Here is a 26,187-nt window from a genome sequence, read left to right on the forward strand (position 1 = left end):
AAGGCAATCCGGTACCGCAATGCAATTATTATTGGAGTTTTACGCTGTCTGTTTTTTCTTTCTTATCGTTAATTGTTATTCCTTCTACCCAATAATCCAAGCTGGCTTCTCCTTTTTTTAGGGGAAGTGAGAATTCGAAAGGATAGGAATTATCGGTAAATTTGGCCCACTCTTTTTGTTTGCCAACCCGATAGTTAAAAGTGACTTCTTTTAACTGCTCATTTGATGCTTCTAACCAGATATAGGCATTTTCTAATTCGCCCAATGAGAATAACGCCGCCTTCACTTTGCCAAGTGATGTATTACTAATCTGAAAATTGTGAGTTCCAACAACTGCATCCGTTGTAGTGGCACGCTTTTGGAACTGGGTAACCACGTGAATATTGTTTATAGCTAAGGCAGTAATTCCTTTGGGACTTACCTTCACTTTAATCTTTCCGTTTTTTACTTGGGCCGAAGTGCTCTTTTGATTGTCTAACCAAATAGATGCTATATGAGTGCCATTAAGGTTAACGGGAACCATGTCTGGGTTAATACTAACTTCTACTTCTTGAACCTGATCGCTTTGATTTAATAATGCGATGTAAAATTTACCGTTACCATAGGCGGTAATGTAATTTGCCTGCTCATTGTTTACCTTAATCACTTGTTTTGGCATCCATAGATTTACATTGGCATCACCGTAAAATTGTCCGGATTGTTGTCCGTACACATTACTTTTTAAGTAAGCATAGCCTGCAGCAAACTGGGCAGGAAAGTTGATGGCCCCTTTCGAAGTGGTATACACATCAGAAATGAGATAATCGAACAACATTGATATCTGAGGCCACACATGGTTGTAGTAAAACTGATTATAGGAAACCTCATGTTGGAAACGGAGCGGATAATCTACTCTAGAGTAGATGGTGCTAAACTCACCATTTATATCATATCCAGGATAATTAGAATACCTTCCTACCACAGCAGATCGCGCTACAGAACGGAAAAACGGGTCTTTCGTATAGTAGGCTAGGCGCAGCAGGTGCGGAGCTTGATTGGTTAAGAATATCGCAGGATTGGTGGCGAAGGTATAAGAAGCTTCGGGCGTTAATCCAATTTGAGATACTCGCCAGGCAGGTATCGTTTGCTCCGCTGCTGCCATGGGAGGAATTTTTGCTCTTACGGCTTCGTCGGCTAAATAAGTTGGAGCATTCGATTTATGAATTGTAATATCCCCATTGGGTATAACGGGATAAAACCAGGTATACTGCATGTATTGTTTGGCCCCAGCTACCGCGGCATCAAGGTATCGCTGCTCCTTTGTAGTTTCGTAAAGACTAAGCATCTCGATCCATAGCGGAGAAAAATCGGTCCAGAAAATGCCCGATTTATCTGTACTTGCATCAGAAAAATCTGTTTGGAGTGTCTTGATGCGCGTATTGATATAATCGTCGGCTTTCAGTTTTGCGGAAGTAAGAAATTCTGGCTTACCCGTCATTTTGTATAAGGATAGCAGATTTGGCCAATCATCACCCTTACTGTCTTTGTTTAGGTTTAATTTGCGGGTAGTATGACTTAAACTATCGGCCAGATAACTAAATATGGTGCTCTTTCCGTGGTAAAAAAGATCGAGTACTGCAAGTTCCGATACTTCTACGGCAGGGCCTGTCATCCTACTTGAGGGTTGTTGCCTCGTAATATTTTTATCTACTGAAAACAAATATTTCTCTCTGGATAGGAGGTATTCGGTAATCGGTAGCGCCCTTCTGGTGTAAATGCCTTGGTTATCTGTGATGATAGCGGTAGATAACGGGTGTAAAGCAGAAACGTTTTTAACGGTGTTGGCTACGTCGGTTGAATAGTCGTAACCTTTCAAGTCTTGGCTCCATCTACTAAAAACGTCATCCATTTGAAAATCAATCATATTTTCTATGGTCTGATTAATATTAACGAATACGTTTTGTCGGTAATCCTTAAATCCAAAAATAGTTTTAGCGGCGGCTATATAGGCGTCTGGTTGTTTACCTTGATATATAAATACCCTGAACCGGAATGAATAATCTTGACCGGGTTGCAGTTTCGAATCGCTATTTCCAAGTACAGGAGCAAAAATTTGAGGTTGTGCCTGTCCTTTCTGATTGCGTACCAAAACACCGAATTTAATTTTACCGGTGCGCTGATCGGGCAATCGATAAGGAATAGCCGTAGGATCTGCCAATACCCCATAGGTCATTCCATCTTTCTCAACCATCGTACCCGGTAAACCGCACATGTCTTCGGTTGATAAAAAGGATTTTTCCGGGAATCTTTTCTCCTGCCACACCCAAGGTTGCCAAATGGCATCTGCCGCTTCTGGAGCAAGTTGAGGCATTCCGGTATAGCCGATAGAATAATAGGCTTCTACTTTAGGTATAAAATGATATTCGATCACCGGTTCATTTACCGTAGGAGAGATCGAAATTGAAGCAGTTAAGGTATACTCTGTATTCGATGGAAAAATCCATTCGATTTTATTAGTACCTACTCTTCCCGATGTTGCTACTAAGGCAATTGGTGCAGTAGCTTCATAAAAATCTGCTGTTGTTTCTGTCGAATTCTCTTTTTGCCAATACGCAAGGCGAAGAAAATTATTATTGGTTTTAGGTGCAAATTTATCAGACCGGTTCACATATTTTAGCAATGGATTTTCCACGCGTTTCATGATGGTAAAATTTGGAGAAAGCAGATAGCTTCGCCTATTCTTTTTAAACGTTACCAAAACTGTAGCATCTTTTTTAAGTTCAAGCTCATACTGGGCATTTACCAGGTTATTGGATGGTTTAATCTGGGCAGGCCTTACGGTGCTCTCCCTCCAAGCGAAGCTTTTTACAGAAAACATTGCGGTTAAGAAAAGTATAGAAAAGCTTATTTTTGAAAAGTTCATATTTTCGTTATTTCACCCTATAATTATTAGTATTCACTGTAGCAACGCACTTCAAATAGTGAAACAGGAGCATTTTCGTTGTTATTTTTAACCACTAGTTTTAATTCTTTTGTGGTTACGCCTTCCTCTAGCACTATTTTTCCTTTTGCCTGATGATTGTCTCTAATTGCTCCAATCTCTTTACCATTGCTATACACTACAACCTCTGTTGCACAAAACGGCTGCACAGCACTGGGTTGTCGCATCAGCACGTTTTCTAACGGATTATCAAAATCGCAATCAAAACTCAGCTCAACTCTTTTGATGGTAACTTCATCATCCCACCCAATTAGTAGTTCTGGTTCTCTATTAGTTAGATCTGCCACCCAGGCGTTAGGAGAAGCTACGGGCCGTTGAATTCCATTACGGAGGTTTTCGGCATGAAAAAGTGCTATTCCTGGGCTAATTTTCATTGCAATATTTTGTCCCTCTGGTCTACGCCCTGGACACCAGAACTCAAAATCTTCTACTCCAATATCTTCGGTTGGATCTTGTTTTCCATAATTTGATACGGCAGGATTGGTACTATTAAATACAGAAAGTAGTCCTGTAATTCTTTTTTTGCTGTATTGAAGTTTAACATCACTATTTTTCAAAAAGCAAACAAAAGCGTAGCAAGCTTCGTCAAAAGTGGTATCAAAATCTATTTGAATTTCTTGTACGCCCGTTTTCAAAGAAATTTCCCGAACTTCTAGCGTTACGTCAGGGGTATGATTAAAGCATTTTGAGCTTTTTCTTAACTCTACCTTTAGGATTGTTTCTTTAATTGCACAAACGTTAATTTGTATGGATGGCATTTTACCATTTACCGGTAGCATCTGTGCGGCCGAATGGATGATATTTCTCCATATGTCTGCCGAAGGAATTTCAGTAAGAGAAAGGGATTCAGCCTCAATCTTAGTCGCTTTTAGCACAAGGTCATCTTCATCCTGTAAAGCCATTCCAGGCAAGTGCTGCCCTGCTTTCAACAGTTCGTTTTGAAGTTCATCTATATGCTGCCTGCCAATTTGGGCTGGGCTCTGACCATACTTTTTACATAAAACTGCCGCCATCCCCACTGCTTGAGCCCCATGTGCACAGGTACCCATTACCCTACTCGAACCGAATGCTACGTGGGTGGCGCTAATAATACGACCTGCGATAAACAAATTATTTATGTTTTTACTGTAATAACAACGATACGGGATTCCATAAACACCTTTACTGTGCCATTGGTTACATCCAGGTTTTTCGCTAAATACCCCATCAGCGGGATGAAGATCGATGCTCCAGCCACCGAATGCCACCACATCATCAAAATCGGTCTGTTCTATAATGTCTTGTTGTTTTAGCATATAATCACCTTCGAAACGTCTACTTTCACGTTTTCCCGGAATGGTTCCAACCCATTCAAGGCTCATATTTTCTGCTTCTGGAAATTTACCTGAGTTCTTTATGTAGTTCCAAACACCATATACAACCTTCCATAATTCCCACTTTATCTTTTCCGTATCATGGATGGTATCCAGTCTTCCACCGTATTCTAGCCACCAAAGGTTACAGCCTTGGTCTTGCGCAGAAAACTTTCTGTAATTAGGGATTTGCGTAATGTCTGCTAATGCAAATTTAGGGGGTATAAATGTAACGGGCTTACCAGTATCTTTCGTGTAGAAATACATCGAATGGCCTAGTAGTTCGCCATATTCAACCGATGGGGAGAATTTTTCTCCAAACTCACTTTCGGCCTCCGCTCCCATCCTAAATGCTGCGCCGGCAAGAAAGGCAACGATGCCATCTCCTGATGAGTCGCAAAAAAGAGGGGAAGAGATATAATAACTGGTACTGTTCTGACTGCAAAATGCATGTACAGATCCGATATCACCGTTTTCTTTTTTCGTTATGTCATAAACTGCCGTATTTAGCAACAGTGTTATATTTTTTTCATCAAATACTTTCTCTAATAAAATAGTATCGAAGATAAGCGGGTTGCTTTCCTCGTTTCTAAAAGCATTTTCGAGTAAGATTTCATTGATTACCCCACCTTCACGGGCCCATCTGTTATTATTTCCCATGTGCGAGGTAGCTCCAAGTACCCACAGTCGTATTTCACTTGATGAATTTCCACCCAATACAGGTCGGTCCTGCACTAAAATTACTTTTAATCCCTCTCTAGCTGCTGTTATCGCACAGCACACTCCTGCCAACCCCCCTCCCGTTACGGTTAAATCGCCACTTAGCTCAATCTTTCTTGTTTGCCTTTTAGTAACAGGCATTTCTGTAATCATATTCTTTATGTTGTATAAGTCTTTAAGCAGTTAATTTGGCCAGTTCTTTTTTTACTTTTAGCGATGCCATCAAAGGAATTGTTGCTACTAGAAGGATCCCCAAACCTACTATTGCAGTAATTAGCTGACCAGAAGGTGTTAATAAGCTCAATATCAATAATATCATAGCGGTAACAAACAGTGAAAAGGCAATAATCTTTAACCCGAAATGATTCTGTTTTTTAGCTTGGATCACCTCCTGAGCATCTGCCGCAGTTGTAGTTTGGATGGCATTACGAGCAGCTTTTAGATCGAGGTAATTGATAAAATCACTGCTTTCCTTAATTTTATTGCGTTGAAAAAGTTCATTTAAAAAAAGCAATAGCACGGGAATACCCATACCGATCATCATTTCTTCGCCCCTGCTTAACTTAAATCCATTTATTGCGGGCAAAATCATTTTAAAGAACAGGTTAATTAAAAGGGTAATCAGCGTAATTCGAATTGTTACATATCCAGAAAGGCGCTTAGAAAACAGTGCCCATACCGGTGGGGCAAGCAACGGACCTGCGGTTATCGCAGCTACAGTAAGTACCACCTCAACCATTCCACCCATTTTAGGTACAACGAGTGCAATTAGGATCATTAATATGCCAAGACCCCAAGAAGAAAGGCGAGCTACCTTCATTAGTTGTTTATCGGAGGCTTTAGGGTTAACTACATTCTTGTAAATATCATTGGTAAACACCGCTGAAACTACATTTAAAGTGGTATTGGCAGTGGCCGAAGTAGAAAAGTACATTCCAGTAAGCATTAAACCCATTAAGCCGGGAGGAAGTACAAGCTGACAGACTTTTAAGTAGGCATTTTCGGTGTCTAATCCCGTTAGAGATGGATCTATTACTTTATAGATCATCGGTGGCAACATCCATATTACCGGACTAATAAGATACAGTGCAGCAAATAGGTAGGCAACCTTACTGGCAGCAGCCGGACTATCCACACTTGTGTAGCGTTGTACGAAGGTCCAATTTCCTCCAATATAAAAAATGTGGTATAGGCCAAAAGCGATTAAGAACCAAATGGTATACTCGCCGTTAAGTACCGAGAAAAAGTTTTCTGGGGCCTTTGCAATAAACATATCGGCTCCGCCCACCTTTGTTAACGCGAGAGGAAGAATGATCAGCACTGCTGCTGTTAGTACTACAAATTGCAAAATATCAGTTACCATTACCGCCCAAAGACCTCCAGCGGCTGTATAGGCAATCATAATCATTCCTAAAACGATAGTAGTTTCGGCAAGTGGGAAGCCCAATGAAGTACTTACCAATTTAGCCACTGGATACAATACCGCACCTTTGATAAATAGCGATACGCCCATAAATATATAGATGTACAATTTTTGAACTCCCTGCCCCAACCTTTCCTTAATGTATTCTGCAGCGGTAAGGTTCCCTGTTCTTTTCCAAAGAGGGGCGATAAATAGTGCGGCTACAAGCGCCCCGAAAGCCATCGTCCACTGGATAGTAATTGAAACCCAACCATACTTGTAGGCAACTGAACCCCAAGCCACAAATGTACCTGCAGAAAAGAAACTCATAAATAATGATAATCCTCCTATAAACCAGGGCACAGCAGCACCACCCGCAAAAAACGACTTCATATTTACTCCTGTTCTAGAAAACAGTAAGCCAATACCTAATATGAAGGCCGAAAAAATGAATATTACAATAAAATCTAAGTATGAAGTCATAATTGGGGATTAGCCTGTAAATAATTAACTATTGCGATTGTAAGATCTTTGCCAAAAAGCCGTGAACTTTGCTGATCAACCGTATGGCCTGATGCTAAAGCGTAGGGGAATTCGATGATTGTTGCCAATTTAACTTCTTTAAGGGATGAGATCCAATCCGTAAAATTTTTGCCTGCTGTAAAATTTACTGCGGTATTCCAGCTGGTACCAAATTTCATGTCGTCTTTTGCGTAATACGGTATGGCAGATTGTTGTGTAGCCTTCTCCAGAAAACCAGAAAATTTAACCTGTCCCTGCCATAAACTATCCATTTGATGCCCTACCTGATGCACTCGTTCATGTACAACACCTCTGATGTAAGGGCAATGGAGATCAATGGCTGCAACGAGCTTTCCCTTCGACCAAACTGGAAGGAAATTTCTTAACGCTTGAGTAGTTGCGTAAATACTGGCATCAGAGTAATCTCTATTGTGATCACGTCCGAACCTTAATTTTCCCTGATCGCCATTTTCAACGCCATCTTTATCTACAAATGGAATGATTAAAAATTCTACGTTATCACGAAGCCACTTTCCTTGGTTATTATCTTCAAGCACAAACTTGATCAGTCCTTCTAATATATAATTGGCCATCATTTCTGATGCATGGTGTCTGGCAGTTAATACCAAGCGGTATGTTGGATTTCCATGAATATTCCCAAGGTGCAGTTTTTCAGCTATTCTGCCTTCCTTTGTTAGGGCTAAACTACCCACATTCAGGTATTCGTTGCCTTTGTACTGTTTAAGAAAGCTAGAGAGATTAGCCTGGGTATAGGGCATACCGTAACTGAACTGTACATCATTCTGGGTAGTGGAAAAACTATATGTAAACGATTTACCATTAACAGCCTCCATTCCCAACCACTTCCATGTTTTACCTCCATCGGTACTTATTGCCGGCCCTTTTACACCAATAACGTTTAACGATGCCACATCTTTCCCCCATGGATGGGTAAATTGAAAGTTGATTTTTTTGCCCGCTGCCCCTCGGATGCGAAAATTCCAGTAAAACCAGTTCCCTTCTGTCTCAAACAGATCTTGATGTAGAAACACTGAATCGCCTTTGATGGCATCGACAACAATATTACCTCCCGCAAAATCATCATCCACGGTAACTGTTTTCTTTTGGGCGTATGAATTATATACGCCCAAAATCAACAACAAAAGGAACAGGGTTTTTCTCATTTGGGATGTTTAGAAAAAGATCTATTTCTGGTAAATTACCAACCTTTATTTTGCACAATTACCCCACCAGATTTATTAACTTCGGTTTGAGGGATAGGATAAAAATACATGCGGTCGTTCCACACTCTCGTCTCCACAGTAATGGGTGTATACACCACCGTACCGCTCGAATTCTTAACGATATCAACTCCAGTTAGCTTCCCACCGATTGCTTGATCTGCAATCATCCATCTTCGAACATCCCAGTATCTATGTCCTTCGAAAGCGAGTTCTACCCTTCTTTCACGTCTGATAAGATCACGCATTTTAGCTTGTGTTGAGCCCGCAGCTATCGCTTTGGCTGCTACTGCGGCACGGGTTCTAACCGAATTCAATGCAGCGAGGGCCGTTATATTAAGTGTTCCTGGTCCAACTCCTGCGGGGCCATATAATTCATTCATTGCCTCCGCATAGTTAAGATAAAACTCAGATAAGCGCATAAAAACCCACTGTTTAGTGGCCGTTTCTCCAAGTTGAAGATCTAGGGCTTCATTCATGTATTTACGAAGGTAATAACCCGTTTTTGTTGCACGATCCCTTGGTTTTCCGTTTACGCCTCCTACAAATGTTTCAACTGTAGCTGCTATCTTTCCAAATTTAGAACCATTGGTTACCACAACCTTTGCCAATCTCGTATCTCTTCCTGTGTATGGGGCAGCTGCCTGTGCAGGCTTGGTCCAGTCAAAATCGGTACCATCTGTCATTTCGTAACTATCTACCAAATTACCTGAAGGGCATGTTCCTGTTTGTCCCAGAGGGAAGCCGATTGCCGTATTTTGCTTTTCGAAGGTATTGCTGGCGCCGTATCTGCGTTCGAAGATTACTTCGGTACTTTTAGTAGATCCCAACAATGAAATTGCCTGGTAAGTGGATTGAAACGCATAAGCAGGTGTAAAGCTAATGATCGCCTTATTGGCCTCTGCTGCGCGTTGCCACCTCGCTAAACGGTCGCCTCCAACATAACCCAGCAATGGATCAGTATTCGAGGGCTGATTATAGAGGTCGCTCGCTGCATATAACAACAATCTTGCTTTTAATGCCAGGGCTGCGCCGGATGTTGCCCGTCCGTAATTACCTGTATCATAAGTAGCAGGAAGTACAGCTGCTGCTGCATCGCAATTAGCAACGATAAAGTCTACGCATTCTGAAAAAGATTTTCTGGGAAAACGAGAAACCCATTCGCTATCCTTATTAATTACTTCGTCAACAATGGGAACACCTCCATAGCGTTTCACCAGTTCGAAATAGAAGAAAGCGGTTAAGAACTTGGCTTCAGCCCTATATTGTTTGATGAGGTTAACCCTGATATTGTATTCGGTAGGATTAGAATATTGCCATTCTTTCCAGGTAATCGTATCGGTTGAATTGATAAACACCTTTGCATCTCTGATTGATTCGTAAGAGTTATCCCAAACTGCATCAGGATTATAATATGGGGTAATATTTCCAATATTAAAATTTTGGATCGATTCGGAATTGTTCACCTCTTCAGCTTCATCGCAGGCAGCAGCCAACCATGAGGCACCTATATCAGCATAACCATTTGGTAATCCGCTATAAACGGTATTTAACACACTCCTTATTTTGGTAATGTTATTATATATCTCCTTATCGTCTAGAAAAGTGAGATTATCTGGTTCGGTTTTCTTACACGCATTTAGCGAGAGCATAAATACCAATACCAATCCTATTTTTTTACTATTGTTCATAATTAAAATCTTAAAACTGTAAACTAATACCCACATTGTATGATTTCATGACAGGATAGTCTGATAAAACCTCTGGATCTGTATATTTTAAATGATCTAACGTAAATAGATTCGTTCCTCTTAAAAAGATCCTTGCTTTGCTTAAATGGGCATGCTTGATCAATGTTTGGGGTAAACTAAAACCTAAATCAAGGCTTCGTAGGCGCAAAAAGTCGCCATTAACATACCAAAAAGAAGATTCTCTGTAATTGTTATTATTTTCAAGCGTGGTAAGGCGAGGATAATCTGCGGTACTTTGCGTTTGCTCAGTCCAAAATTGATTGGCATAAGTGCTGATCCGTGCTCCATTTTGTGTGAGCGGCCAAAATAAGAAAGGTTCACTTCCTAAATAAACGCTTCGGCCAAGCTGTCCCTGAAAAAATGCACGAATGTCAAACCCTTTAAAGTTAAACCCCAGATTGAAACCCAGGTCCCATTTAGGGAGCGTAGAATTTTCAAGCGGTACCTCATCAAATGCATCGATACGTCCATCATTGTTTTGATCTTTGTATTTAATATCTCCTGGTTTAACCGTTCCGAAGGTTTGGATAGGACTACTTTGAATTTCGGCATTCGAGTTAAAGAAACCCAAAGCTTCCAACATAAATGGTTGATTGATCCTATTTCCTGTTTGGTACAAATAAGCTGATGGCTGTACGGATTCTGGAAAGTAAAGAATTTTATCCGTTACATAGCTTGCATTGAAGCTCGCCGTATATCCCCAATTCTGATTTTGTTTGGTGATTGAAAAAACTCCTTCTAAACCAGAATTTCGTGTTTTACCGGCATTTACGTTCGGGAGGTCGGCACCGATAATATCAGGAAGCAGACTGGCTTCGGGTACCAAAATATCCGTTCTTTTTTGATAAAAATAAGTGAATGAAAGATCTAAAATGTTAAATAACTTGGCGTCTAAGCCTACATCATATTTGGTGGCTGTTTCCCAAGTAAAATTACCATTGGGCAAAACACCAGGATATAGTCCCGCCTGAGCTGTATTGGCATTTCCAAAATTATAGCCATCATCGGCTATGTATTGGCGCCTGTCGCTAAATCGTTCGCCTACAGCTGCATTTCCAACCTTACCTGCCGACACTCTGAGCTTTAAAAAGTTAACCGAGTGGTTTTCTTTTAAAAAGCTTTCTTCAGAAATGATCCATCCTGCAGAAACAGCTGGAAAAAATCCAAATCTATGTCCTTGCGGGAATGCTTCTGTACCACTATATGAAGCACCAGCTTCTATAAAATACTTGTTTAAATAGCCGTAATTGATGCGGCCCGCTATAAACTGGTTGTTGTAAGGGCTTTCACTTCCTATTCTCAGCCTATCTTCATGATAGATGATCTGGGCATTAAGCGAGTTAGACGTACCTATCGATGGAGCATAGTTTAGTGTTCCTTCGAACGTGTTGCGTTTATTCTGAACATCACTTGTTGGGTAACCAGATGAACTTAATGTGGTTAAGTTAGTGTTAGTACCAATGAGTGGACTTAAAACCGGATTTCCACTAGCATCCATGCCTAACACCTCCCTAACCGCAAAACTCTTACTGTATCCTTCCTGGTTGCTATAAAAATTATCGGTCGAAAATTTCATGCCCGCGGAAAGCCCTTTTATCAAATCACTAAAATCATATTTGGTAAATAACGATGACATGATCGAGCGATTATTAGTTTGTCTATAACCGCGTCCGTTTTCATATCCTACCGGATTTGCAGGATAAATAGCAGTTCCACCATATACACCATCCTGCACAAATACAGGAAATAAGTGCGATGGGTATTTGTACATATTATCAAATGATGTAGCTGTAGCTTGGATCTGCGAATTTTTCTGATAAATACGGCCGCTTAGATCAAGTCCAAAGCTCCAATTTTTATTTATGCTGAGGTCTAGATTAGATCTGAACGAAACGTTATCCACATCAAGACCTGTGTCATATCCTTCATTAGTGTCTGTATTTTTAAAAATTCCACCCTGCTTAAAATATCCCAATGACACATAATATTGGGCTACTTTTTCGCCACCGGACACGTTAAAATTAGCTTTTGTGCCCATTGCGTAGTCTTTGGTTACTTCTTTTCGCCAATCTACATTTGGGTAGAAATACGGGTTGCCACTTTCGTAACCTGCTATTTGCGCTTGGGTATATAATGGTGCTAATCCATCACTTGCCAATGCCTGGTTATATAATTTTACATAATCGGCAGAACTATGAAATTCTGGAGTACGGGTTGGCGACATGAGACTTTGTTCTACACTCCCATTAATCTGGAGTTTTCCTTCTCTACCTCTTTTTGTGGTAACCAGAATTACGCCATTGGCTCCTCTAATTCCATAGATTACGGCTGCAGATGCATCTTTTAAGACAGATACTTCTTCAATATCAACGAGTTGAATGTTATTTATGTCGCGTTCAATTCCATCTACAATAATTAGAGGCGTATTGGTTTTGGTGGTACTTCTCCCCCGCAAATAAAATGTGGGAGCATCATTACCGGGCTCGCCTGTTCGCTGAATAACGGTAAGGCCTGGGAGTTTTCCAAAAAGACTGTTCCCTGTAATAAAAACTGAAGTTCCTTCTAGTTCTTTTCCCGAAACAGTACTAATGGAATACGTAAGATTACGTTTATCTGCTAGACCATAAGCAACGTTTGTTTTTGGCGTCGCTGATGAATCGGCACTCGAAGTAACTTTTTCCTGAGCAACCGCCTGCTGGAGGGCACCCGAAAGTATAACTGAGAGTAGGAGTTGCTTATAAATTAATTTTTTCATAAATTTCTTAGATAAGAGCTTGATTACCATCCTGGATTTTGAATTAAACCATATTGTAAATTCACCTCAGATGGTGGGAACGGATGCAGATAGTACCAATCGTAAAACGGTCTGTCTTCGTATTTATACTTGGTGTAGGTATACGTATTATTATTAAACTTCTTCACTTTAAGATCGTAAATAGGTCCTTTAAATGTATTCCCCAATTTCCAACGTTTTAGGTCGAAATAGCGATATTCCTCGAAAGCAAACTCGATCCCCCACTCGTCTTGTATTTTTTGGCGCATCGTTTCTTTAGTTAGCCCGGTAGGGATGTTAGGCATTCCAGTACGATTTCTGATTACATTTATTCTCGAAAGCACGCGCGAATCTGGTGCAGAAAGCGATTCATTCATTGCTTCTGTGTAAATCATATACAAGTCTGTTAAACGCATAATCGAACACATCGGGGTCCAGGTTTTTTGGGTAATGGTACGATCTTCATAACCATAAACGTGTTTTCGCACCTGATGTGCCCATTGCGAACTGGCTTTACTGGTACTGTTAGTTCCGGCCAAGGATGGCGTTTCGTGTTCGTAGAAGCTGAAGAATGCGGTTGGATATACTTCTTGCATGTTATACATCACCGATTGATTAAATCTCGGATCCAAGTTCTTGTAAGGAGCAGTCGGATCGTTAGCCGGAGTAGTAATCACATTGTTCCAATTTACATAAGAACCATCTTTATTCTGATATTTTTCTACCATGTTCAAACTAACCAGATTAGATGAAAATCCACCCACGAACGGTGTTCCACGTGGGTTCCAATAAGCCATATTCGGATTACTAACTTTTATGGTACCCCACATTACCTCGGTATTTCCTTGATTTGGCCTATATTGGTACGATATGGTATAATTTAAATTGGTGTTCGAGGTATTAACAATGGCATATCCGTTTGCTTCACAGAATTTAATGGCATCATCTGCATATTTCGCTGCTGTGTCCCATCGTGTAGGGTCATTTGAACCCATACAGATGAGTTTGTTATTAGCACCGAAATCCATATAGGGCGTAGCTGTATTAAACAGCGGACTGGCCACATATAATGCAGCGCGGGCTTTTAAGCCATATGCGAAAGCTTTATTTAATCGCCCAAAATCAAGTGCATCGTATCGTGCTGCAAATTCGGGTACAGTTATGGCCTCATCCAGTAATTTGATAATGTAGGAATACACATCCGCCAAGGGCGATCTGGCAATATTTATATCATCTTTTGCAGGATCCAATCTTTTGGTAACCAGGGGAACTCCTCCGTAACGTTTCATAAGTTCGAAATATTGGAACGCAATCATGGTTTTGGATTCGGCCTTAATGCGCTCTTTTTGTCCAGGTGGAGCATCTGGCACTTCATCAATACGATCAAGCAGAGTGAATGCTTTCCTTATGGTTTTGTAATGGTCTGCATAAATGTCTTCTCCAGCAATACCATTGCTCATTTCTTCGGCCTGGATGGTGCCAAAGTTCATTTTATGGGCGAAATAGTTTGCATTGAGTCTTAAACTACCACCAAAATCGGTTCCACTTTCCAATAAAGATCCATTTAATCTGGCTTGCGGCACCGTATTTACCGAGAGCACCAAATAAAACGGTCTGAGCGTATACATGTCATTTACCAATTTTTGAGCATTTTCATATTTGGTAAATACCGAATCCTCATTAAAGGTTAAGGAAAAGGGTTTTTCAAGGAAATCTTTGGTGCAGGATCCCGATAGGATTACTACTAAACCCAGCAGTAAAAAAACTGTAGCTGAATAATATTTTTTCATATAACTGATTTAAAATTGTACGTTAATACCTGCGTTAAATATTTGAAGCTGTGGGTAAGAGAAGCTATTTGAGGCTTCTTGTTCTGGATCCACAACTTTGAGTTTATCCCAAGTAACCAAATTCTGCCCGCTCACGTAGAAACGTGCGCTAGAAACACCTGCCTTTTTCAAAAAGCCATTCGTGAACTTGTACCCTAATTCGACATTTTTTAAACGGATATAAGAAGCGTCGTGCATCCAAAGCGTTGAATTTGTATAATTGCTTGCATTGGCATAAGTGGCCGTTAATTTCGGACGGGTTGCATTAGCAGCATTTTCTGGTGTCCATCGCTCTGCTTTTACTACCTCCCAGATGGTTCCGTATTGATTGGCTGGGCGCTGCATAAATCCGCTGTATGCGCGACTTACGTTTTCCGCTCCCTGGAATAATACACTCATATCGAAACCTTTATAAGACATACCGCCCGATATTCCGTAGTTAACTTCAGGGTATGTTGGGTTACCTATTGGTACAAAGTCATTTTGGTCTACCTTGCCATCACCATTCACATCCATGTAACGTACATCTCCGGGAGTGGATTTAGAGGCATATTGGAGTGGCCATGCATCGGCCTCTGCCTGTGTGTTGAAAAATCCATTGGCTATGAGCCCGTAGGTTTGATTAAGCGAATTGCCTAATTGGTTTTGTACCGATTCTGGAGTTCCATTCTCGATTACACGATTTCGTGCAAAGGTATAGTTTGCACTTGCATAATACGTTACATTACCTGCTTTTCCGTTCCAGCCAATTTCTGCTTCGTAGCCTTTGTTCCTAATCTTAGCAATATTGTACACATCCTGTATAGCAGCCGCAACGTGCGCGATGGTAGGCTTTTGATAAAGGATATTATTACGGTAATCGATAAAATAATCGAACTTCAACGAAAGCCTGTCTTTGAACAAATTCACTTCGGCAGCATAATTTTGCTTAATCGCTTTCTCCCATGTAATTTCTGGATTTCCCAGTTGGCCTTCTACTACGCCTTGGTATTGTTTAATGTCCTCGCCAAATTGCGCCCTGTTACTTACGAAGCTATATTCAGATGGGAAGTACATAAAGCGTTGATAAATATTATTACCGTCGATGATTTTATCATTTCCTGTTACGCCATACGATGCTCTGAATTTAAGAAGCGTAAGTATTTTACTTTTGCCTAAAAGCTTTTCCATAAAAGGCTCTCTCGTAACATTCCAACCTGCAGAAATTGCTGGGAAAGTACCGAACCTGTTGCCTTCAGGGAAATTTTCAGAGCCGTTTCTTCCTAAAGATGCCTCAATTAAATATCTGTAATCATAATTATAGGTTACTCTTCCTACCACGCCCAAGTAGCCGATTGGCACTTCTGGCAGTTCTACAGTATAAGACGCTGATGGCCAATATTGTTTATTTTGGTTGTAAAGTACTAATCCGCCGATGTTGTGTTTGCCAAACGTTCGGTTATACTGAAGCGCACTTTCAAAATAGATCCGTTTTGAACGACTGTCGAATGTTTGCGTGGTGATCCCGCCAATAGACTGGTCTTGTATAGGTTGATACACCACCGTTTCCACTCCATTTACTACCACCTTTAAAGGTGCATAAGTTACCCTAGTGATATTTTGTCCATACAATGTCCGGTAATCCGAATCGTAGCCCAGTTTAGAGCGAAAAGTAAGTCCCTTAACAACAAAATCCAGTTTCTGGTTAAGATCGGCTGTTACGTTGAACTGATTCACAAAACGTTCATCATATCCTCCTGAGATAGGAACCAATGCATTACGACCAGTAACGGTACTGTTGATGATGATCTTATCGCCTACCAGTCCAGGCGTGATACCTGATGGCGTGTTTTGTATCCCGCTGAAAGGATTACTTGCGGTGTGATACTTGTCGGCGAATCCACCAAGTGAAAGTCCGAAAACCGTAGATTTCGTGATATTAAAGTCTACGTTAGAGCGAAAATTATACCTCTTGTAAAAAGTATTGTTACTATAACCATATTGCTTGTTGAATTCTTTCCACAGCCCTCCTTGATCTAGATAACCAAGCGATATAAAATACTTTGCGGCTTGTCCGCCACCATTTACCGTTAAGGTGTTTTTCGACTGGGGTGCAGTTTTTTTCATCATAAGATCCAACCAGTCAATATCTGGGTGAAAAATTGGATCGCTGCCATCTGCATACTTTTGAAGGTCGGCAGCAGTAAATAACGGTGTTTGATTGGGATTATCATTGTAAAGCGCTTCGTTGTAGAGTACGGCATAGTCGTAGGCATTTACAAATTCTGGCAACCTCGTTGGCGTTTGAAGCGCTAGATTGCTGGTGAAGCCCACCTTAGGTTTTCCGCTGGTTCCCCTTTTGGTAGTAACGAGGATTACCCCATTCGCCCCTCTTATCCCATACACAGCCGTGGTTGATGCATCTTTCAGAATGGTAACATTGTCAACCTCCTCTGCATTTATGCTGTTAAATGGTCTTTCAATACCATCAACTAACACTAGCGGTGCGCTATTGGCGTTGTAGGTACTTGAGCCCCTGATCCGCAAACTTACCGGATCATTTCCCGGCTGTCCGGTTGATTGTTGTGCTAATAAGCCCGACGTGCGACCTACTAAGGTTTGAGCAAGGTTTGCATTTGGAGAATGGGCCAATTCGTCGCCCTTAACGGTAGTTAGAGCTCCTGTAACACTGATTTTCTTCTGTGTTCCATAGGCAACCACAACTACTTCACCAAGTGATTGTCTACTGGCAGTTAATGATAAATTAATCAATTGACGGTTGTTAATGGGTTCTTCTATTGATTCGAAACCAATAGAGGAAATAACCAAGATATCTTTTGGTCCTGCCAAAATGGAAAATTTTCCGTTTGCGTCGGTAACTGCACCGACCTGTTTTCCTTTAACCATTACGCTGGCGCCCGGTAGCGGCAGCTTTTCTTCGTCCAGAATTACACCTTTAACGGTAATTGTACTTTGAGCCTGGAGTGCAGTTACAAAACCTTGGCACAGTACAAAAATCAAAAAGGCACGGATGAGGTAAAATTTAATTCTCATATACATTTGTTTTGGTTTGTTTGTTTAAATTGATTTACCATCTTGCTGATTATAATATAATTTCCATTTTATTATCTATTGAATGTTTTCTTCCATTTACCACTACATATTTAAGGTTGGCCACTGGAGGAATATGAAGAACAGTACGCTTTGGAATATGATGAAATTGGTGGGTGTAGCTTAGAGATAGAGCGTCGCCCTTTTCCGAAAGTTTCCAAGTGAGGCTGATAGGCCCGAAGATGGTGGGCATGTTTTTAAAAACCGTTTCCTGATCACGTGATACCCAAGTTAATGGGCAAATGCGCAAGAGGTGCAACTGATTTTCTGCCACAATATCGTCTACCACCGCTAATCTGGTTAAGTAAAAAGGCATATCTGCATGCGTTATTCTACCGGTAATCCCCCCTCTAGATTCGCAAATGGTTTTGGTTTGCCTTGATATTCCACCAGCATATTGGCTATACATCCCCTCCAGAAAATGATACCTATCGCCCAGCTGATGATTGATAAAATTATTCCAACTGTAACCGGGGATACAACTTGACATTTCATGAGTGAGAAAGGGAATTTGATTATAAGAAGCACCAAACCTCGCAAAGTTTTGCACTGGACCCTCTCTAAACCATTTCAATGTAGTTTGCATGAGGGGATCATTGGCATCCATTAAACCTGCAAAAACTAATATAAGAGGTCCAGTATCCAAATAAAATCCGTGTCTTGCTGATTCTTCTACAGAACCAAACAAACTTGAAGGTATGAAAGGACGTACTATTCCCTCATTATCTGTCCACTTTTCTGTTTTTTGGCATTCGCTACGGAAGGCCGCTAAAAACGTAGCTTTATATTGAACGGCTTCTTTTTCAAATTCTTCTGCTCTAGGGTGATTAATTTGTTTTAAAAATCTTACTGCAGTTGTAAGTCCTTTATAAGTCCAGCCATCGCTCCAAACACTTTGGGTCTGATCACTTTTATCAGAGTAGCGTGCTGGGGGAAGAATGCCCTCGTAGCCCCCGTGACCTTTAATGCGGCGAGCAAACTGAATAAACTCGCAGGCCTTTACTACACTTTCAACATACTTCTTTTTCTCATTTACATCATTTATTAGCAGGGCGTGATTAGAAATTGCGAACAATAGCGACCCATGATCAGCCATCCAGTCTATTGATGTATATGCAGCGGGCGATCCTAGAAATCCTGGATGTTTGGGAATGAAAGTACTTGGAGCTGGGCGAGTTCCCTGAGCATCCACAAATGGCTGTAAATATTGGGCGGCCAGATCATGATAGCCAAGAGGATCGAGATACATTGCCACCAATTTCCCTGTTGGAGTTGCCCAAGCTTTAACATACTGGAGTGAGCCACTTAAAGACATATTTCTACCTTGTTCTGGCACACGTTCTGAAATAACTTCCGAAAAACGTTCAAACTGTTTCAGCGTATTGTTAATGAACTCTTCCGGCACTTTTATTACTGCTGCTGACGCTGGGCGCTTAGACCAAAATGGACCGGATTCAATCAGCGCCTTGTTGTAACCAATGGCAAGCTCCTGATCTAAAATATCTCGAGCTGTAGGAATCATGGGTACTAAAATATCCACGTATTGCCCAGCCTTAGCGTCCATCGTAACATATAGAAGGGGATCTTTTCCCTCTTTGTCGCCTTCTCTAAAGCCTGCATCAACATTCGAAGCCACTCCTGGTGCTACAGCTAACCTCACTTTTCCATCATCTTCTAATATGTATAAGCCTTTCTCACTACTGTATTTTCCTCCTGCCTTTAGCGCTCGGGGATAAGCGGCTTTAGACTGATCCATTCTTATGTTGCTACGCACAAACATTTTAGTGATCACATGGGGAGCATTAAAACGGAGAGAGAAGGTGTAACGCGCTGGCTTTGGTATGCCTGGAAGAGTTTGACTTACTGAAAGCCGAACCCATGCAAAAAGTGGCTCGAGGCCAGTTTTGACGTCGCTGCTTCCACTTACATGAGCAAATATATTTTCTCGCAAGAGTAATCCGTCTTTAGACCATTCAGTAAACAGCACTGGAGTACTGTCATTTGTCCAACCTTGAATAGTTCGATGATCATCTACCATAGTATATGGTTCAGACCTCAACGTGTTATATGATTTTTCGGTAATAAATAATCCGGGCTCAACTTTAAGTTGTAATCCTTGACCTACCCAAGCTTTTGCGGTGCTACTTAAAGAGGGATCCGCATAGATGCTTCCGTCGTAAAAAACATTGTACCGAAATCTATGATGCTTCCATCCTACCGGGGTCCAATAATCAGTTAAATCTGGCCACCACTTCGCTGCCAACTCCATTGTAGGCTCTGGTAGTACTATAGATTTTTTCTTTTTTAAAGTATCGCTTGCATTAGAATTTGCAGTCGTATTTACATGAGGACCATTGTAAGCCTTTTGATATTTGGCCCCAAGTAGCAAGAAGCTGACAAATAATAGTATTACAAGTTTTTTCATACGATCGATATTATAAATCAGTACTCATATTCTTAATTGGATTAATTTAGTATGGCGGATAAAGGGCTTATAAGTTCAGGCACTTATAATTCGCCAGTGTATCCGAATACACAATTTACTACAAAAAGAAAATCGTCAAATTTAAGATAGTTTATATTGGTTATGTTGCTTACTGAATAGCTAAATTAGGGCTTAATAAGTCATTAAGTCAAATTCTTATGGAGTTTAAAAGACGATTTTATATCGCAAACGTTTCCACAAACGCTTGCGATAGTTTTTTATTTTTTAACATAACACTGGATTAACATTAAATCAATGTGAGCGGGGGTAAATTGCATCCATTATTAAAAAATAGACCAATGAAACAGATAGAAAAATTGGTTTTTAGATAGATATCCATTCGTTTTCCTTAATTAAAAACATGATATTAGCAATCAACCACTTCTAACCAAAGTATATTGGACTCGCTATTGATTGCAATGTAACCTTAAAATGTATGCCCAGGATTAAATGCACGAAATGTTTTAAAGAAGAAACTGTTCTAAGAGCAGGGTTTATTAGAGGAAAACAACGTTTTTTTTGTAAGGAATGTAATTATCATTTCACTATTTTTAAAGAGCGTGAACACACCAAGACATCAAGGAAAAAAAATCATGCTACTACTATTATAGATATTGCCAAGGCGATTGGGATTTCGGTTTCTACCGTATCTAGAGCATTAAAAGATCACCCAGACATTAGTAAAAACACAAAACAGGCGGTTAAGCAAGTTGCTGCAGATCTCAATTATCAGCCCAATACGTTGGCTCAAAGTTTAAGTAAACGCGAAACCCGTACCATAGGAGTAATTATTCCCGACATAGAAACTTATTTTTTTTCATCCATACTTACGGGGATCCAAAATGTAGCCTCTGCGGCAGGATACAAAGTGATGATTAGCCAATCTAAAGAATCGCACAAAACGGAAGTGGCCAACACCCATGCTTTTATGACCAACTGGGTTGATGGGCTACTTATCTGCCATTCTAAAGAGACCAAAAGCTTCGACCATATCAAACTTCATTTAAAAAGTGGTATTCCGATTATCCATTTTGATCGGGTTTGTGATGAGCTTAATACCTCTAAGGTCTTACTCGATGATTTGAATGGAGCCTTCATGGTAACCGAACACCTGATTACACAAGGCTGTAAACGCATTTTATTGATTTCGGGACCAGAGCATTTAAGCGTTTGTCAGAAAAGACAGGAAGGTTACATGAAGGCTTTGAAGAAACACGGGCAAGTGTTTGATCCTGCACTGGTGTCCAATACAGACCTTACTATTAAATCTATACTCGAACACGTAGATAAAGCATTAGAAACCGATAAAACCGTAGATGCCATCTTTTCTATTTCAGATATTGGAGCCATTAAAACCATCGTTCACCTTAAAAGCAAGGGCATAAAAATCCCGGAACAAGTAGCTGTTGCAGGTTTTGGAAACGAACCCATGGGCGAAATTATTGAACCCGGACTTACTTCATTCAATCCCCAAACCTATAAAATTGGAGAAACCGTTGCACAATTGTTCTTTGATCAGCTCATAGATGGTGAAGAACATGAGGCAAAAACAAAAATTGTAAAAGGAAATTTGATCATTAGAGATTCTACGAGAAAGATAAAAGGGGATGTATAAAGCTTAGCTTTCTTATTCTAGCTGTCAGTCTGAGCCTAGTCGAAGACCAATTTACGCCCTTCGACTACGCTCAGGGTGACAGACTTAAAAGATTAAAGTAGGCTCAAAGTTACGCCCTTCGACTACGCTCAGGGTGACAAACTTAAAAGATTAAACTAGGCTCAAGTAACTCCACCCGAATTGTCAGTCTGAGCGTATTCGGAGACCATTTACGCCCTTCGACTACGCTCAGGGTGACAAAATTAAAAGATTAAACTATAGATTAAACGAATTATCCCCCCAATTGTCAGTCTGAGCGTAGTCGAAGACCTAAAGGCACCTCTTTGGGATTCGATCCAAAGAAAATTGTCATGCTGAGGCTCTCGAAGCAATTGGGAACTTTTTTAAGCTTATTCTGCCTTCGAGAGCCTCAGGCGACAAATCTTTTTAAGCATACCGCTTTTTAAGCAGTTCTTTCATCCATAAATTGATAGCCCATTGATCAGCAATTGGTTCATTGGAATACGGAAGGGTAGCCATATAAGGAGCCGGGCCAAATTCTGGTGTAATGGTTAATCTTTCCTCGCCATTGGCTTTACTGTATTCGTAAATATGGTCCCACCATTTTAAATGAGCTGCCAAGGCATTTTTCCATTCTGGCGCCGCCGGATCAGACACTTGGCACGATTGGGTGTGGCCTACACGGGCATGGATATGCTTGCAATGCCTAAAAGTTTGTACCATACTCTCCTTTTGATTTTCTAACAAACTTTCTGAAACGTTGCACCAATGCGAAAAATCGGCGGTTAGTGTAAGATCTGGGTAGACCTTCAAATAGTTTTGCATGGTGTAACAATGGAAGCTGAACCGGCCCCGGTGTATTTCGTGGTTAATCTTAATTCCTGTCTCTTTTTCAAGTGCAAACGCCTTTTCCAGTATTTTACAATTCGAATCAAAAGAAAAATAATCCTTCCCCGTATGGGAATTAATAAATAGCGGCTTAACCGATGCGGCCCGTAAGATGTTTTTCTCGAAATCCTGCATCAGGTTGGCTACCGTAATTCCATCATTGGCCCACTCATGTGCAATAATTTGGAGGTCGTACTTTGTTAGCAATGCTAAAATCTGCTGCACTTGTTCTTGGTCTGAAGGAACGGTCATTTCGATCCCATCAAACCCAGCCTGCTTTACTTTATGAAAAACCTCAGCGATATCGGCATCGATCCGATCGGTATAATCAGGTACCAGTCCCCAGATAGGGCAAAAAAACAATACTTGCATTTTTAATTGTTCAACTTAACATTATCTATCTTCACTACCTTCCCGTCTAACTGCAGGGCCTGAAGGTTCCATTCGATTTGATCGGTGTTATTCTCCAAAGGCACCGAAAGCTCAAAAGGATAGGTCTCATCAACTAACTTTTTCCAGCTTTTGCTATTCTTTAATTTGTAGTTGAATGTTACATTTTTTACTTTTTCGGCATTGGCGGTTAACCATATAAACGCATTACTATATTTCCCATATGAAATTACAGTAGCATTTATTCTACCAATTTCGCTATCCAACAACTTGTAGGTATTGTTAGACTGTGATTGATCTGATGATTGCTGAAATTGTGGAACAATCGAAACATCATCTATAGCTATTGCAGTTATTCCTTTTGGTTTAATATGGAGATTTATGACACCATTTTTAACCACCTCGTTTTTGGCATTTTCATTCTGCTTCCAAACCCTAGCATTGTAATTTTTGGTTTCGTCTAATGGCACTAACACAGGATTTACATTTGCTGTGAAATCAATTTCATCATCACTTTGATTTAGAAACGCGATATAGAACTTGCCATTTCCATAAGCTGTAACAAAATTAACCTGTTCGTTATTAATACGAAGAACCTGTTTAGGCATCCATAATCTTACATTTTTATCATCGTAAAAACTGCCCCCAGCAAAACCATATACATTGCTTTTCAAATAGGCATAACCGACAGCGAATTCCGATGGAAAATCAACCTTTCCTTTTGAAGAAGTATACACATCAGAGATCAGGTAATCAAACAGCAGTGAAATTTGGGGCCATACGTGATTATAGTAAAACTGATTGTACGAAACCTCATGCTGAAAACGTAGTGGATAGTCTGGGCGAGCATATACAGTGTTAAATTCACCATCGATATCGTAGCCCGGGTAATTGGTGTAACGGCCAACCACTGCCGACCTACCTACCCAACGGTAAAAATCGTTATTGGTATAATATGCCAACCTGAGGTAATGTGGGGCAAATTGGGCCAAAAATATTGCCGGGTTCCACGAATTGGTCCAACTCGCCTCTGGTGTGAGGCCTATTTGCGATACTTGCCAGGCCGGAACGGTTTGTGGAGTGGCAATCATCTTAGGAATGGAATCCCTTACTGCCTCTATACACCTAAAATCAACTACTCCATTTTTATTAACCGTTATATTTCCATTTGGAATAGTGGGATAGAACCAAATGTATTGAAGGTAGATCTTAGCTCCCTCCTCTGCGGCATCAAGGTATTTCTTTTCTTTAGTTACCTCATAAAGGTTAAGCATCTCCATCCATAATGGCGAAAAGTCTGTCCAGAACTGAGCCGCCTGCTTAGGACCAGAATCGCTAAAATCAGTTTGCTTTTTTGCAATTCGCCAGCTGATGTACTCGTCGGCCTTTTTCTTCGCTTTTTCGAGGTAATCGATATTGCCTGTCATTTTATATAGGCCAATTAGATTAGGCCAATCGTCTCCAACACTGGTTTTTGTTAGATTTAATTGTCTAGAGGTATGGCTCAAACTATCAGCTAAATAGTTGAAAATTGGAGATTGTTTATTGTAAAAAGTATTGAGTGCTGCAAGTTCAGAAACTTCTACTGCTGGGCCCTGCATTCTGCTCGATGGTTGTTGACGGGTAATATTTTTATTTACCGAGAACAGGTATTTCTCTCTTGACATCAAATATTCAATCATGGGAAGAGCCCTCCTATCATAGATTCCCTTATTATCAGTAATGATGGCTGACGAGAGTGGGTGTAATCCGGATACGTTTTTTACCGTATTGGCCACATCGGTAGAATAATCGAAACCCTTCATATCTGCACTCCAACGGCTATACACATCATCGAGTTGAAAATCGATCATGTTCTCGATGGTTTGATTTAAATTGGCGAACACATTTTTTCTATAGTCCTTAAAACCAAAGATATTTTTCACGGCATCGATATATGCGGTAGTTTGTTGACCATAAAATACATAGATCCTTTCTTTAAAGGTGTATTTCTGCCCGATGCTCATCTTCGAATCAGGGTTACCAAAAACTGGAGAAAATAGCATCGGCTGGGCATTTCCTTTTTGATTTCGCAGCACCACGCCCAGATCAATCTTTCCTTGAGGTTGATATGGAAGTCGGTAAGGGATAATTGAAGGGTTAGCAAGCACGCCATAAGTAAGTCCGCCTGCTTCTACCATTGTTCCAGGCAAACTGCTGCACATGTCTTCTGTAGAAAAGAAAGAGATTTCTGGTAATCGCTTTTCTTGCCAAACTGGTGGTTGCCAAACGGAATCATACTCTGTTGGGCTAAATTCTGGCATGCCAGTAAACCCGATGGTATAGTATCCATCTTTCTTCGGAATAAATTCAAAGCTTAAAGTAGGTTCGTTATTTTCTTTAAGAGAAAGTGTTGCACTGAGTTTAAACATTGCAGTTTCTTTAAAGATAAAATTCATCCCACCATTTTCTAACGCAAGCTCAGCCGCATTAACAACTAAGGGCGTCGCGGCCTTGAAAAAATCAGCAACAGGTTTTTTTGTAATAGGGTCATTCCAATGGGGTACACGTACAATCCCTATCTCCTTCGTCATAAATTTAGAAGCGTAACCCGAAAAGCTCAATTTTGGGTCTTCCTCACTGTACAGCACCGTAAATTGGGGTACGATGGTAAACGTTCGCCCCGATATTAAATGCTTAATCTTTAGTGATGAGTTAGTTGATACTTCAATCTGGTAGGCGGAATTTGAAATTCGCTTTTGTGCTAATACAGATAGAGAAGAAAAAAGAAAAGCGATGAACCCCACAGGGATAATATATTTTTTCATTTGTTTGTTCCTAATTATTTCCCATACAAATAGATAGTTTGGAGAAGTTACGAAATTTATTTTGGTTAGTTATGGCGTGTAAAGTAGCAATAAAGAAGGGATTAAGCACTTAAGTGTAGATTTTTCGGGGCGATTTTATATCGAAAACGTTTGCGCAAGCGCTTGTGATAGGTGGACTTATTTTTTTGAGTAATTTTTAATTAGAACCATGGCCTCGCCCATCTATCCACTCCCTTATGGTCCTAAAAACATTTTAATTGGCATTCTTAAAATGTGTTTTTGGATGAACATCGATAACATCGGCTAAGTTATTTTATATCGGCATCGCTTGCGATATAAAAA

General features: G+C 40.5%; 12 protein-coding genes. 1 reads left to right on the plus strand and 11 read right to left on the minus strand.

Features of this window, described 5'->3' with window-relative positions; genetic code table 11:
• Window positions 1–28: 28 nt before the first annotated feature.
• From AC6H0V_RS07265 to AC6H0V_RS07305, 9 genes are read right to left on the minus strand one after another with little or no spacing between them, the layout of a single operon-like run.
• A complete protein-coding gene (locus AC6H0V_RS07265; RefSeq protein WP_497563057.1) occupies window positions 29–2,902 on the minus strand; it encodes a hypothetical protein in 2,874 nt (957 codons plus the stop codon).
• Window positions 2,903–2,928: 26 nt separating this feature from the next.
• Entirely contained in the window at window positions 2,929–5,205 is a 2,277-nt protein-coding gene (locus AC6H0V_RS07270; RefSeq protein ID WP_497563058.1) for an FAD-dependent oxidoreductase, read from the minus strand.
• 22 nt (window positions 5,206–5,227) lie between these two features.
• Window positions 5,228–6,937 carry a sodium:solute symporter family protein gene (locus tag AC6H0V_RS07275; RefSeq protein WP_497563059.1) on the minus strand — a complete coding sequence of 570 codons (1,710 nt, stop codon included), beginning with the start codon at window positions 6,935–6,937 and terminating at the stop codon, window positions 5,228–5,230.
• A complete protein-coding gene (locus AC6H0V_RS07280; RefSeq protein ID WP_497563060.1) occupies window positions 6,934–8,160 on the minus strand; it encodes a M14 family zinc carboxypeptidase in 1,227 nt (408 codons plus the stop codon). Before AC6H0V_RS07280 ends, AC6H0V_RS07275 begins: the two co-directional genes overlap by 4 nt.
• A gap of 35 nt (window positions 8,161–8,195) precedes the next feature.
• Window positions 8,196–9,908 (minus strand): RagB/SusD family nutrient uptake outer membrane protein, encoded by a 1,713-nt coding sequence (locus AC6H0V_RS07285; protein WP_497563061.1) that lies wholly within the window; start codon window positions 9,906–9,908, stop codon window positions 8,196–8,198.
• 10 nt (window positions 9,909–9,918) lie between these two features.
• Window positions 9,919–12,723, minus strand: coding sequence for a SusC/RagA family TonB-linked outer membrane protein (locus tag AC6H0V_RS07290; RefSeq protein ID WP_497563062.1), 2,805 nt, complete (start codon window positions 12,721–12,723; stop codon window positions 9,919–9,921).
• Window positions 12,724–12,746: 23 nt separating this feature from the next.
• The gene (locus tag AC6H0V_RS07295; protein ID WP_497563063.1) at window positions 12,747–14,531 is read right to left on the minus strand and encodes a RagB/SusD family nutrient uptake outer membrane protein; all 1,785 of its coding nucleotides are present in this window, start codon (window positions 14,529–14,531) and stop codon (window positions 12,747–12,749) included.
• Between the two features lie 9 nt (window positions 14,532–14,540).
• The gene (locus AC6H0V_RS07300; RefSeq protein ID WP_497563064.1) at window positions 14,541–17,603 is read right to left on the minus strand and encodes a SusC/RagA family TonB-linked outer membrane protein; all 3,063 of its coding nucleotides are present in this window, start codon (window positions 17,601–17,603) and stop codon (window positions 14,541–14,543) included.
• Window positions 17,604–17,652: 49 nt separating this feature from the next.
• Window positions 17,653–20,085: a hypothetical protein gene (locus AC6H0V_RS07305; RefSeq protein ID WP_497563065.1), complete on the minus strand. Its 2,433-nt coding sequence runs from the start codon at window positions 20,083–20,085 to the stop codon at window positions 17,653–17,655.
• Window positions 20,086–20,581: 496 nt separating this feature from the next.
• Here AC6H0V_RS07305 and AC6H0V_RS07310 point away from each other — a divergent pair, with 496 nt between their 5' ends.
• Entirely contained in the window at window positions 20,582–21,760 is a 1,179-nt protein-coding gene (locus AC6H0V_RS07310; RefSeq protein ID WP_497563066.1) for a LacI family DNA-binding transcriptional regulator, read from the plus strand.
• Between the two features lie 426 nt (window positions 21,761–22,186).
• Here AC6H0V_RS07310 and AC6H0V_RS07315 read toward each other — a convergent pair whose 3' ends face one another.
• Together AC6H0V_RS07315 and AC6H0V_RS07320 are read right to left on the minus strand one after the other, a co-directional pair.
• Window positions 22,187–23,020, minus strand: coding sequence for a sugar phosphate isomerase/epimerase family protein (locus AC6H0V_RS07315; protein WP_497563067.1), 834 nt, complete (start codon window positions 23,018–23,020; stop codon window positions 22,187–22,189).
• A gap of 2 nt (window positions 23,021–23,022) precedes the next feature.
• Window positions 23,023–25,845, minus strand: coding sequence for a hypothetical protein (locus tag AC6H0V_RS07320; protein WP_497563068.1), 2,823 nt, complete (start codon window positions 25,843–25,845; stop codon window positions 23,023–23,025).
• Window positions 25,846–26,187 lie beyond the last annotated feature (342 nt).

Source organism: Pedobacter sp. NO84 (genome assembly GCF_059703915.1).

Coding starts and splice junctions, on each gene's coding strand:
- AC6H0V_RS07265 (WP_497563057.1), bottom strand. CDS start 2,902: ATGAACTTTTCAAAAATAAGCTTTTCTATACTTTTCTTAACCGCAATG.
- AC6H0V_RS07270 (WP_497563058.1), bottom strand. CDS start 5,205: ATGATTACAGAAATGCCTGTTACTAAAAGGCAAACAAGAAAGATTGAG.
- AC6H0V_RS07275 (WP_497563059.1), bottom strand. CDS start 6,937: ATGACTTCATACTTAGATTTTATTGTAATATTCATTTTTTCGGCCTTC.
- AC6H0V_RS07280 (WP_497563060.1), bottom strand. CDS start 8,160: ATGAGAAAAACCCTGTTCCTTTTGTTGTTGATTTTGGGCGTATATAAT.
- AC6H0V_RS07285 (WP_497563061.1), bottom strand. CDS start 9,908: ATGAACAATAGTAAAAAAATAGGATTGGTATTGGTATTTATGCTCTCG.
- AC6H0V_RS07290 (WP_497563062.1), bottom strand. CDS start 12,723: ATGAAAAAATTAATTTATAAGCAACTCCTACTCTCAGTTATACTTTCG.
- AC6H0V_RS07295 (WP_497563063.1), bottom strand. CDS start 14,531: ATGAAAAAATATTATTCAGCTACAGTTTTTTTACTGCTGGGTTTAGTA.
- AC6H0V_RS07300 (WP_497563064.1), bottom strand. CDS start 17,603: ATGAGAATTAAATTTTACCTCATCCGTGCCTTTTTGATTTTTGTACTG.
- AC6H0V_RS07305 (WP_497563065.1), bottom strand. CDS start 20,085: ATGAAAAAACTTGTAATACTATTATTTGTCAGCTTCTTGCTACTTGGG.
- AC6H0V_RS07310 (WP_497563066.1), top strand. CDS start 20,582: ATGCCCAGGATTAAATGCACGAAATGTTTTAAAGAAGAAACTGTTCTA.
- AC6H0V_RS07315 (WP_497563067.1), bottom strand. CDS start 23,020: ATGCAAGTATTGTTTTTTTGCCCTATCTGGGGACTGGTACCTGATTAT.
- AC6H0V_RS07320 (WP_497563068.1), bottom strand. CDS start 25,845: ATGAAAAAATATATTATCCCTGTGGGGTTCATCGCTTTTCTTTTTTCT.